8 protein-coding genes are annotated in these 11,541 nt (G+C 51.8%); 3 read left to right on the top strand and 5 right to left on the bottom strand.

The window, feature by feature from the left end:
- Positions 1-382: 382 nt before the first annotated feature.
- The 3 genes from IMY23_RS16255 (at position 383) to mscL (ending at position 2,971) form a co-directional block, all read left to right on the top strand.
- Complete coding sequence (locus tag IMY23_RS16255) at positions 383-1,909, top strand: N-acetylmuramoyl-L-alanine amidase (protein WP_192823096.1); 1,527 nt, start codon at positions 383-385, stop codon at positions 1,907-1,909.
- Positions 1,910-1,986: 77 nt separating this feature from the next.
- Positions 1,987-2,484: an RDD family protein gene (locus IMY23_RS16250; protein WP_225986527.1), complete on the top strand. Its 498-nt coding sequence runs from the start codon at positions 1,987-1,989 to the stop codon at positions 2,482-2,484.
- 76 nt (positions 2,485-2,560) lie between these two features.
- Complete coding sequence (gene mscL, locus IMY23_RS16245; protein WP_192823095.1) at positions 2,561-2,971, top strand: large-conductance mechanosensitive channel protein MscL; 411 nt, start codon at positions 2,561-2,563, stop codon at positions 2,969-2,971.
- A gap of 161 nt (positions 2,972-3,132) precedes the next feature.
- Here mscL and rlmN read toward each other — a convergent pair whose 3' ends face one another.
- The 5 genes from rlmN to IMY23_RS16220 all read right to left on the bottom strand — a co-directional run bounded on the left by rlmN (position 3,133) and on the right by IMY23_RS16220 (position 11,317).
- Positions 3,133-4,218: a 23S rRNA (adenine(2503)-C(2))-methyltransferase RlmN gene (rlmN, locus tag IMY23_RS16240; protein WP_192823094.1), complete on the bottom strand. Its 1,086-nt coding sequence runs from the start codon at positions 4,216-4,218 to the stop codon at positions 3,133-3,135.
- Between the two features lie 21 nt (positions 4,219-4,239).
- The gene (locus IMY23_RS16235) at positions 4,240-4,668 is read right to left on the bottom strand and encodes a thioesterase family protein (RefSeq protein ID WP_192823093.1); all 429 of its coding nucleotides are present in this window, start codon (positions 4,666-4,668) and stop codon (positions 4,240-4,242) included.
- Between the two features lie 212 nt (positions 4,669-4,880).
- Positions 4,881-7,817 (bottom strand): SBBP repeat-containing protein, encoded by a 2,937-nt coding sequence (locus tag IMY23_RS16230; protein WP_192823092.1) that lies wholly within the window; start codon positions 7,815-7,817, stop codon positions 4,881-4,883.
- Between the two features lie 441 nt (positions 7,818-8,258).
- Positions 8,259-9,680, bottom strand: a complete 1,422-nt coding sequence (locus IMY23_RS16225; protein WP_192823091.1) for a T9SS type A sorting domain-containing protein — start codon at positions 9,678-9,680, stop codon at positions 8,259-8,261.
- A 227-nt stretch (positions 9,681-9,907) separates the two neighbouring features.
- The gene (locus tag IMY23_RS16220; RefSeq protein ID WP_192823090.1) at positions 9,908-11,317 is read right to left on the bottom strand and encodes a T9SS type A sorting domain-containing protein; all 1,410 of its coding nucleotides are present in this window, start codon (positions 11,315-11,317) and stop codon (positions 9,908-9,910) included.
- Positions 11,318-11,541 lie beyond the last annotated feature (224 nt).

Here is an 11,541-nt window from a genome sequence, read left to right as displayed (position 1 = left end):
TTGAATGCTCAACTCCTTTCACACAACCGGGGATTCTATAATACAACTTTACGGTATATCACGCATTCCGTCCCCCTTTGAAGGGGGTAGGGGGATGATTTTGGTCAGTTGAAGAACCTACTGCTAAATTGTGTAATATGGAATTTTGAATCTCGGCAATTTTATAAAATCTAGCATGCGCATATCATCCCCCAACCCCCTTCAAAGGGGGACGAAATACGTGACTACTCCCTCACCCTAGCCCTCTCCCAGAAGGAGAGGGGATTCTGAGTTCCATTTTCGGGCTCAATTCTGTAAATGAGCCGAAAACGGAGGCGCTAATTTTAATTGTGGCGCTGCGCTGGCAGAAACCTTATCTTGGCCTCCGCAAAACAGTAAATTCATGAACAAACTTCTTCCCCTTCTCGCTTTCTTGTTAATCACGCAGGCAAGCTTCGGCCAGACCTCCCAACCAAAACCTCTTGCTGCCAAACCAAGCCCAGACACGCTGCTGGTAGAATACGTGCGCACAGAGCCTAACCAAGAACTCTGGCTACAGCCCGGCGACCGGCTCAATGTCCGGGTTAAGGCAAAATCTGGCTACCGCGTAAGCCTTTGGAACAAGCATCCGTTGCAGGAGCTGCAGGCGGCGCAGAACAAAGGCGTGGCGGGGCTGTTTGTGGGAAGTTACATTGTGCAGCCAGGCGATAAATTGACTGACCAGTTTTTGCCCGTTTTGGTAGATGACGCCACCGATGCGCAGCCCTACACGGTGTACGGCACCAAAACCAAGGTCACCATTCTCAATCCGGCACAACCAATGTACGGGTTTACCAAGACCAGCAGCGCCTACATGAACTATGGTTTGGGCGAAGACCGGCTGGGCGGCGCGAAGATGGGTTTTCTGGACTCACTGGTGCGCGTGCAAATCACAGGGAAAATTGGCCGGGATTACCGGATTAAACTCAGCAACACGCTCAGCGCTTATATTCCTGTGCAGCAAGTGCAACTGGAGGAAAGCCCCAGCACGTTCACCGGCGAAAGCCTCACCAGTTCTTGGAGCGCCACCGGCGATAAACCCGACGGCAACTATGATTACGTGCGCGTGGCCGTGGGTCAGCGGTTGCCTTACACCTCGTATCTGGACATCGACCCCAACCGGCTTATTGTGGACATTTACGGCGCCGTTTCTAATACCAATTGGATTACGCTGCACCGCACGCTCAAAGAAGTCAAAAATGTGCAGTACCAGCAGGTAGCCTCAGATATTTTTAGGGTGATTATTGACCTCAAGCATCCGCAGGCCTGGGGCTACGGCATCAGTTACCAAGGCAATTCGCTGGTCATCAAAATCAAACGTCAGCCCGAAAAACTGAAACTCAAGCACTTGACTATTGCCGTAGACGCGGGCCACGGCGGCACCAACAAAGGCACCATTGGCAAAAGCGGCATTCCAGAGAAAGACATCACGCTGCAGATTGCCAAGCTGTTGCAGAAAGAACTCCAGAAGAAAGGCGCCACCGTGGTCATGACCCGCGAGGAAGACGTGACCGTGGACAACTCGGTGCGGGTAAAAAAACTGCGGGAGTCCCAGCCAGATTTGCTGGTGAGCGTGCATGTGAACTCAGCGGGCCGCGCAGAGGTGCAGGGCACCAGTACCTATTACCGGCACGTGGCGTTCCGGCCGTTGAGCCAGGCGTTGTATGAAGAAGTGCTGGAGTTAGGGCTGAAGGAATTCGGAAACATTGGCGGGTTTAACTTCGCGCTGAACGCGCCCACAGAATTCCCCAACGCGCTGGTGGAGACGGCTTTCTCTTCTAACCCTGAAGACGAGCAGAAACTGATAAACCCAGAATTTCAGGAAGACATGGCCGAGCAGATAAGAAAAGGGTTGGAGCGGTTCTTAAGAGAAACAAAAAGAAGAAAATAGGACCCTGCACGTCAAATATTCTCTGAATACTCCTATCTTAACTTCAAAATAAACCTACTAACAAACAAAACAACTTTATGGAAACTTCTACCCCTTATTCCTTCATGGATGAATTTGCGACTGATGCGGCGCCGCCCGTGTACGCCGGCTTCTGGATCAGGTTTGCGGCCTTTATCATTGATGGCTTCGTGCTCATGATCCCCAATTGGATTCTCTCTATGTTCATGGTGGGCGGCATGGCATATATGAACCCAGAAGAGATAGAGGCCAACCCGTTCGCCATTATTGCGGCGGCTTCTTCCTACATGGCGGCTAGCGCACTGCTTTCTATCTTGTACAAGACGGTGATGGAAAGCTCTTCTTGGCAGGCTACGTTGGGCAAGCGTGCCCTGGACCTGAAAGTGACCACTGAAAACGGCGAGCGCCTCTCCTTCCTTCGGTCTTTGGGCCGAACCTTGGCCTCGTATCTTTCTTATTTCATCCTTTTCATTGGCTACATCATGGCCGCCTTCACCTCGCGCAAACAAGCCCTGCATGACAAGATTGCCAGCACATTGGTAGTGAAAACCCGATAATTCTGGTACCTTTAAAAAATAGCAACCGCCCTTGTCACCCGCAAGGGCCGTTGCGTTTTCACCCAACCCTACCACTATGTTAAAAGACTTCAAAGAATTTGCCATGCGTGGCAACGTAATGGACCTGGCCGTGGGCGTGGTCATCGGGGCCGCCTTCGGCAAGATTGTGACTTCGTTTGTGAATGATATACTCATGCCGCCGCTGGGTATTCTCATTGGCGGCGTGAGTTTCAAAGACCTGAAACTGGTGCTCAAGCAGAACGTGATGGACGCCGAAGGAAAGATTGCCGATGTGACGCTCAACTACGGTAATTTCATCCAGAGCCTGGTAGATTTTCTCATCATCGCGTTCGCTATTTTTCTGGTGGTAAAGGTCATGAACAGCCTTAAACGCAAGAAAGCTGCTTCGCCGGATGTACCGCCCGCGCCTACCAAAGAAGAAGTGCTGCTCACCGAAATACGGGACGCGCTCCGGGCGAAGATGTAAAAAAGTTGAGGCGAAGAGGCGGTGCCGTTTGCACTCCCTGGCTATGCTGAAAGACTCTGAAATCTTCCGTTTTCGGCTTCATTTTCAGAAATGAGCCCGAAAACGCAAAAAGCCTTGGCTATAAACGCCAAGGCTTTTTTTATGCTTTCCGAAGATGAAGTCTACGCCTCTACTTCCTTGTTTTCTTTGAGGGCCAATTGTCCGCAGGCGGCGTCAATGTCTTTGCCGCGGCTCCGGCGCACGTTCACTTGCACACCTCTATCAGCTAAATAACGCATGAACGGCTCCAGGCGGTCATCCTCAGACTTCTGGAAGAGGCCATCACCGATGGGGTTGTATTCAATGATGTTCACCTTGCACGGGATTAGTTTGGAGAATTGCAGGAGTTCCTGCGCGTCTTCAATATTATCATTGAAATGGCTGAGCAAGATGTATTCATAGGTGACCTTGCGGCCGGTTTTTTCATGGTAATACACCAGCGCGTCTTTGAGAGCCTCCAACGAGTTGGTCTCATTGATGGGCATGATCTCGTTGCGTTTGGTGTCATTGGCGGCGTGCAGACTCAGGGCCAAATTGGCTTTAATGCCGTCATCGGCCATTTTCTTGATCATCTTGGCAATGCCGGCGGTGCTCACCGTGATTCTGCGGGCCGCCATGTTCAGGCCGTCTGGCGCGGTGATGCGCTCAATGCTTTTCATCACGTTGGCGTAGTTGAGCAATGGTTCGCCCATGCCCATGTATACAATGTTGGTGAGCGGTCTATTGTAATTGCCTTCGGTCTGTTCTTTGATGCGGACTACCTGGTCATAGATTTCATCAGCGTTGAGGTTGCGTATGCGGTCCATTTTGCCGGTGGCACAGAACGAGCACGTCAAGGAGCAACCTACCTGGCTGCTCACGCAGGCGGTCATGCGCTTGGGGTGCGGAATGAGCACGCCCTCCACAATGTTGCCGTCATAGAGCTTGAAGATGGATTTGATGGTGTAATCTTCGCTCATCTGGCTGGTTTCCACGGCCACCGTATTAATGGTGAAGTGGCGTTCCATTTTCTCGCGCAGCGGCAAGGCAATATTGTTCATCTCTGAGAAAGACGTAGCCGTGAGTTTCCAGATCCATTCATAGACCTGCTTGGCCCGGAACGGTTTCTCGCCTTGGGTTACCATCCAGGCCTTGAGTTGGTCCAATGACAGCTTTCTGATGTCTTGCCGGTTCAGGATTTCTATGTCTGGGATCAAAGTTGTGCTCATACCACAAAGGTACAAAATATCTTACGCTTTAGTTTCCAGACGCTCCCGGGCTTCTGCGGGCACCGTTCTGAGCTTGCGCGCGCCGTAGTCAAAACAGAGCATACCGGTCTTGGCGTAGGCTATTTCTTTCCCGTTCTGGTTGGTGAGCCGGTACACCAGATCAAAGCCGTATTTGTTGAACTCGGTGGCTTGCACCTGCACGGTGAGCACATCGCCGTAAAAACCTTCGCCTTTGTAGACAATGCCCACGTCACTCATGATCAGCCCGGTTCCACCGAAATCCAGCTCAGAAGCTCCATTTTCATGCAGGTATTGCAACCGCGCCTCATGCAACAGACTCAGCAGCGCGTCATTGCCCAGGTGTCCGCCGTAGTTGAGGTCGGTGATTCTGATGGGCAGCTCGGTTTTAAACGAATAACTGGCAGGGAGGTCAATGGTAATACGGGCCACTTTGTAGAATTAAGAATGGGGAATTAGGAATTGAGAATGGGCAAGTTAGGATTTTGGCGGAAATAGGTTTGCGTTTTCGGGCTCATTTCTGGAAACGAGCCCGAAAACAGAAACAGGAAAGCCGCTCAAGTGAGCGGCTTTCCTGTTTCTGTTGGAGAAATATAATTCAGCTGAGAATGCAGGGAATGATCTGGTTTGCCTCTTGTAACCAGCTATTGTTTCACTACCCGCCTGGTGATTACTTCGCCGTTGGTGATAATTTGCAGGAAGTACACGCCGGCAGCCTGGTCTTTCAGGGTCAAGGTCTGCTGGAAATCACCGGAACCTGCGGTGAACCGCTGGCTTTGCAGCACCTGCCCTTTACTATCTAGCAGCCTGGTCTCTACCACAGTGCGCCCAGACAATGGCAAGGTGAAGCTAATCTGCCCTCTGGTGGGGTTGGGGTAAACCAAAAGGCTGGCCGCCAACTGAGATTCTTTCACGCTGGTAGGGCCGTTACCTAGTTTCGCCACAAAAATATCATAGCCGTTGCCATTTTTGGAGAGCGTAGTAGCCCCGAAGGTAACCGGTTGCTGAATATAACCTGTTATATAAACGCTGCCCAGGCCATCAACGGCAATGCCGCGGCTTTCATCTAAGCCTGCGCCACCGGCTTTCTGTGCCCACTGGGCAACCCCTGCGGCATCATACTTGGCAATAAACATGTCATAGCCACCGGCACTGGTGAGGGTAGTATTGCCAAAAACGGCCGAGCCCTGAAAAGTACCCGTCACGAACACGCTGCCGGCACCATCTACCGCAACCCCCAGACCGTCATCATAGCTGGTGCCACCTGCTCTGCGGGCCCAGAGTAAATTGCCCGCGCTGTTATATTTCAGAAGGAACACATCAAAGCTGCCGCTGCCTGTGAGCGTAGTAGCACCAAAGGTGGCGGTGCTCTGGAAAACGCCTGTTACGTAAGTATTTCCGGAATTATCTAAGGCAACGCCGTACCCTGCATCTCCAAAGGCTCCCCCGCCATTGTGTGCCCACAAGGCATTCCCGTTGGCATCATATCTAGCCACAAAGATATCTTGAGCACCTACGCTGGTGAGGGTGGTGGCGCCAAAAGTGGCGGCACCGCTAAAATAACCTGTTACAGACAAATTCCCAGCGCCATCTACCGCGAAACCACGGGTATAGTCATCTTCTGCACCACCGGCACTCTTGGCCCAAACTGCGGTGCCAGCTGCATTGTATTTCACAACCAGTACATCCCTATTGCCTGCGCTGGTTACCGTGGTGTTACCAATAGTAGCTGAGCCTTGAAAACCACCTGCCACGTAAATGTTACCAGTGCCGTCCAAGCCTATCCCATTGCCATACATACTACCGGTACCACCGGCATCCTTCGCCCACAAGGCATTTCCATTGGTATCATACTTGGCCACAAACAGATTCCAGTTTCCATTGCTGTTGAGTGTGGTACTTCCGAAAGATGCAGTGCCGCTGTATTCTCCCGCTACGTAGGCATTCCCGGCGCCGTCCACGACAATGCTGTAGCTATAACCACTGCCATTGGCTAGCATTTTTTTGGCCCAGAGTAAATTCCCAGTGGCATCATACTTGGCGATGTAGCCATCATAACCCTCGCCGCCACTGGTCAATACTGTGTTCCCGAAAGTAATGGAACCTGTGAAATAGCCCGTCACATATGAGTTTCTGTTTCCGTCCACGGCTATGCTTCGGCCGTAGTTGAAATTTCCGCCGCCGGCGTTCTGTACCCACTGCACGGTGCCAGAAGCATTATACTTGGCCAGGAACAGATCCTGACGGCCGCCGCTGGTAATTCTGGTGGTGCCAAATGTGGCCTCCTCTTCAAAGTTACCTGTCACATAAGCATTGCCAGTCCCATCCAGGGTGATACCATTTCCATAGGTGTCCTTCCCGCCTCCGGCTTTGCGAGCCCACAGCACGTTGCCTGCCGCGTCATACTTTACCACAAACATGTCAGCCTCTCCCGCATTGCCGATAGGGAGGGTGGTGCTCCCGAAAGTGGCGGCTCCATAGTATTCACCGGTCACGTACACATTGCCTGAGCCGTCAACGGCTATGCCTTCGCCATATTCAGAATCCGTACCCCCAGCTTTACGCGCCCAAAGCACCGTACCTGCCGCGTCATATTTGACTACGAAAACGTCTTCGTCCCCAATGCTTGTGAGTGTGGTACTTCCAAAAGTGACGTTTCCTTCCATTTCTCCGGTCAGGTACACATTGCCGGCCCCGTCCACGGCTATGGCACGGCCAGAATCATCACTTATGTTTCCTGCTCTGCGGGCCCATTGCATAGTACCGGAGGCGTCATACTTGGCTATGAAAATATCTTCTTCGCCGTTGCTGGTAAGCGTGGTGCTGCCAAAGGTGGCATTGCCTTGAAATTCACCGGTCACATAAGCATTTCCAGTACCGTCAACCGCTATGGCATTACCATAATCGCCGCTTGCGCCTCCTGCCCGGCGTGCCCATAGCGCAGTACCGGTGTTATTAAACTTGGCCACGAAGATGTCGCTGCTTCCGGCCTCACTGGTGATGTTGGAACTCCCGAAGGCGGCCGTGCCCTGGAATTCCCCTATCACGTACACATTGCCTGAACCGTCTACGTCAATACCGTACCCAGCATCATACTCACCTACCCCGCCGGCTCTCTGTGCCCATTGCACCGTACCAGAAACGTCATATTTGGCGATGAATATGTCTTCGCCGCCGCTGCTGGTGAGGGTGGTGGTTCCTAAGGTAAGGGAGCCCTGAAAACCGCCGGTAATGTGGGGGTTGCCTGCGCCGTCTACCGCCACATCATACACCCCGGCTCCTATTCTGCGCGCCCACAGCACGTTGCCGGCGGTGTTATATTTCACCAGAAATGAATTGTTCGCGCCGCTGACGTTGGTGAGGGTGGTAGTGCCAAAGGTGGTACTCCCATCAAAACTGCCTGTAACATAGGTATTGCCGGCGGCATCAATGGCAATGGCGTTGCCAGAGGTGCTGCTCTGTGTGGGGTTGCCCAACGCTTGTTTGGCCCAGGCAAAATTGGGTGCCTGCGCCTGGACTGGTAGGCCATTAAAAACGAGGTAAAAAAAACAACTGCAAACAATCTGGTAGAGTTTTTTCATATAGAAGATAGATTAGTTTTCAACGTTTTTTCGTGCCTTTAAAGCATTAGTGCTTTCTGCAGGTACACGCCCAAGCAGAAGGCGGGATGGTCTTGTAGCAGGTCATTGCCTGCCAAACCTTCCACCTGCAAAAGAACATAAACCGCCAGCAGGCGACAATACTCATATGTAGGTAATTCCCACTCCCTTAACATTCTCATTCTTACTGAAATTATGGCCTGGCCTCCGCACAGGGCTATGGGTAGTTTGGTAGTCAATCATGAAAAGGCAAACGACGGAAGCACCCTCAATTCATCCCTTTTGGACGTCATGCCCAGGAATGCCGTTTCCCATTGACGAGGGTTCTTCCCGTTTTCGGGCTCATTTCTGGAAACGAAGCCAAAAACGCAAAATCCCCGGCTCTTGGCAGAACCGGGGATTTTGCGTAGAGGGAAAATCTATCTACAGCTTCACTATTTTCTGCGTTCTTATGCCTGCCTTTGACTGAAGCTGCAGAATGTAAGTGCCGGCCGGAAGATGTGAGAGATCGAATTCCTGCCCAGTAATTTTCAGTTGGGTGTCCAGCAACGGTTGGCCGCCCAAAGTCAATACGCGCACAGTGGCGCCCGCCGCTTGGTCTGTTTTAATGGCGAATTTACTTGTAACTGGGTTTGGATATACTTCTACTTGGCGGGCCAGGAATTCTTTGGAAGAGGTGATGGTATGGTAATTGTCATATACCCAGCGCTCAGCATTTTGGAAGGTGCCCGCCGTGGCACTCTCGGGGTTGGTGTCATAGCGTTGAATAAGGCGCTCTGTTATGTCACCGTCTGTGTTTGTTACATAGGTTATTTTTTCACCGGAGATGATGGACCAGCGGTTATTTGCCCATACTTCCAATAGGTCCTGCGTCAGTTTTCCTTCGGCATCATATAACAGCACCTTACGCGTAGAATTCTGCCACGCGGCGTTTACCCAGGCATCACTGGTCACCGTGGAGCTTCCGTTGGCCTGATACACCGTGGCCGTTCTACTGGCATTTACCCAGGCCCCGTTTCGCCACTCTTGTATGGTGCGCCCGTCTAGTTTATGTTGCCCGGTCTGTAAGGCGGCTGCGTTCCAGAAAAGGTCACTATGTCTGGTCTTGTTCACCCAGGCATCTGTTTGCCGCTCCTGCACCACCATGGAAATGGGCAGGTTGCTGTCTGGGGCGTATTCTCTTATGGTTCTTGAAATTTCAACCCAGGCACCATCCTTAAATTGGTATTGCACGTGCTCCGCCAGCTTTCCGGAGGAATGATAGGTATACTTATTCTTCTCCACATCTAGCCAAGCCTGCCCTTCATGGCGTTGACTAATCTCCTGGGTCAGGACGCCATTGGTGTAGGTGGGCAGAATTCTTTTGCCGTAGCCAATTTCCCATTTCCATTTGTATTCGCCGTCAAAATAATATCTGACAAAGTAACTGGTGTAGCCGGTTCTGTTATTGAACTGGTCATACTCATAGATCACACGCTCTGGCGTAATACTGCATCGTTTATTGGCGGAGGTGCTGTCATCTCCTCCCATGGGGCAGGGCGGGCTAATCAACTCCTCTATGACAAACCCAGCCGCATTATACTGGTAAGAATAGTGGTTATATCCATGCCAGCGGTTGTTGTTCCAATAGAAATTGCTCCCAGACCCGGGCCGCCTGATTGTCTTGCCACCTAGTGGGCTCTGTTCCCAAAAAGCGCCGCTCACCTGTCTGTCACCCGCTGCGGTTCCATTGGCTTTACTGGCAAGTACGGTAGGCTCCGGCTGTGCCCAGGCAGATAGCAGCGTTACCCACCAAACTGAAAAGAGCAGGCAGATTTTAGCCGAGTTTCTGGAAAGGTTTCGCATATAAAATATTGATAGTATTCTAAGTATAGATCTGAAAGATAAGGTATATATAAAAGTTGAACCTTGGGCAGGTATTGGCATTTACCTCTTTCTCAAAACCATTAGCTCACCCTTTTTACCTTTTTGCAAATCTGTTTTCGGGCTCATTTCTGGAAACGAAGCCAAAAACGGAAAATCCCCGGCTCTTGGGAGAACCGGGGATTTTTTATCAGGTTGATTTAGATTTTTTACAGCTTCACCACTTTCTGCGTACGCAGGCCCGCTTTGGACTGAATCTGCAGAATGTAGGTGCCCGCCGGAAGATGCGCGATATCAAATTCCTGGGCTGTGGTTTTCAAGGTGGTGCTCAGCAGGGTTTGCCCAGAAAGGTTGGTCACGCGCACGTGGGCGCCCGCGGCCTGGTCTGTCTTAATGGCGAACTTGCCGGCCACGGGGTTGGGGTACACTTCCACGTTGCGGGCCAGCGTTTCTTTAGAAGAGGTGATGGTCTGGAAGTTGCTGTAGACAATACGCTCATCATTGACATAGGCGCCCGCCGTGCCGGCTTCCTCATCCCATTCCTGCACAATGTCTTCAGTGAGGTTATCGCCGGTGTAGGTGAAAATGTGTTTCTCGCCGTCCTCAATAACCCAGGCGGTTTCGTCATATTCAGCTATTTCATAAAGCGTCCGGTTGCCGTGGCTGTCATAGGTCACGGTGGTTTTCATGTCGGGGTCCCAGGTAAACCCGTTGAATTCTTCAGTGGTGGCCACAAAGCTGCCATTGGCCCCAGAGGTGATTTTCTGCCTGAACACCGGAAACCAGGCCGTGCCCAGCCCCATTTCAGCGGTGTAGGTTACGGGCAGGGCTTCTTCGCCTAAGACAATGTCTTTGTATTGGGTGATAGGTACCCCCCCGGCGGGCCAGGTAATGCTTCCTATCCTGAACAGCGTCTCCCAGCTTTCTGAGTCCCAGGTTTGCACCAGCATGGAGGTAGGTGGCTGGTTGGCCGCCTCAAACGTGTAGAGCACCTTGAAATTGGGTACCATCTCCGTTCCGTTCCAAAAAGAAGAGGTCTCTGACTCCAGCACGCCGGTGGCGCTGTACGTGAAGGTAAACTTCTGGCCAGTCTCCCAGCCGGAGCTGTTGTAGAACTGTTCATTTATTTCGGTCAAGCGCCCGTTCTCAAACGTCTCCACGGTTCTATCCCCGAAGGTGAGTTCCCACGCGTTGCCGCTCCAGTAGTATTCCAGTTCTTCGGTCACCTCCCCGTGGGTATTGTATTTGTAGGTGACGCGCTCCAGCGGTGTGTTGGAGGTGGCATCTGAGACTACTTCCTCTTTCACGCGCCCGTCAAGGTAATACGTCAGGTCTACTTTTTCTTCTAGCTGCCAGGTGCTGCCGTCGGCGCTGTACACCTGCGCCAGGGCGGGGCGCACCGGCCCACCTGCCCGGAAGGTGATGCCTTTTCTGGCCTTGGTCAATCTGGCGGTAGCAGCCTGGCCTTTCTGGGCGTTTTTCTTGGCTTTCAAGATGGACAAAGCGCGGGTTCTGTCCTGGGCCATGGCACCTACGCTCACCAGCAGCAGCAGACAGAGAATCAGGGCTGACTTGGGGAGCCACTGCTTACTTTTTGATGAATTGTAATGTTTATTCATAATAAATGGGTTTAAAAACAGAGACACGGCAAGCCACGGTTTCCCCTAAAAGCGCCTAAATAAAAATGGAATTTTAACATTTCATTTTATTGGCGAAACGCAGAAGTTGCGTTTTCGGGCTCAATTCTGGAATTGAGCCCGAAAACGGAAAAACCCCGGCTCCTGGCAGAACCGGGGCCTGGTTAGCGTGTGATTCGCGCTTTAAAATTTCATTGCATTCTGGG

The sequence above is a fragment of the Rufibacter sp. LB8 genome, assembly GCF_014876185.1.
Classification (GTDB): Bacteria; Bacteroidota; Bacteroidia; order Cytophagales; family Hymenobacteraceae; genus Nibribacter.
This window is presented reverse-complemented; position numbering and strand designations above follow the sequence as displayed.

Bases quoted from the DNA above. Each gene is read 5' to 3' on its own strand.
- IMY23_RS16255 (WP_192823096.1), top strand. From the start codon at position 383: ATGAACAAACTTCTTCCCCTTCTCGCTTTCTTGTTAATCACGCAGGCA.
- IMY23_RS16250 (WP_225986527.1), top strand. From the start codon at position 1,987: ATGGAAACTTCTACCCCTTATTCCTTCATGGATGAATTTGCGACTGAT.
- mscL (WP_192823095.1), top strand. From the start codon at position 2,561: ATGTTAAAAGACTTCAAAGAATTTGCCATGCGTGGCAACGTAATGGAC.
- rlmN (WP_192823094.1), bottom strand. From the start codon at position 4,218: ATGAGCACAACTTTGATCCCAGACATAGAAATCCTGAACCGGCAAGAC.
- IMY23_RS16230 (WP_192823092.1), bottom strand. From the start codon at position 7,817: ATGAAAAAACTCTACCAGATTGTTTGCAGTTGTTTTTTTTACCTCGTT.
- IMY23_RS16225 (WP_192823091.1), bottom strand. From the start codon at position 9,680: ATGCGAAACCTTTCCAGAAACTCGGCTAAAATCTGCCTGCTCTTTTCA.
- IMY23_RS16220 (WP_192823090.1), bottom strand. From the start codon at position 11,317: ATGAATAAACATTACAATTCATCAAAAAGTAAGCAGTGGCTCCCCAAG.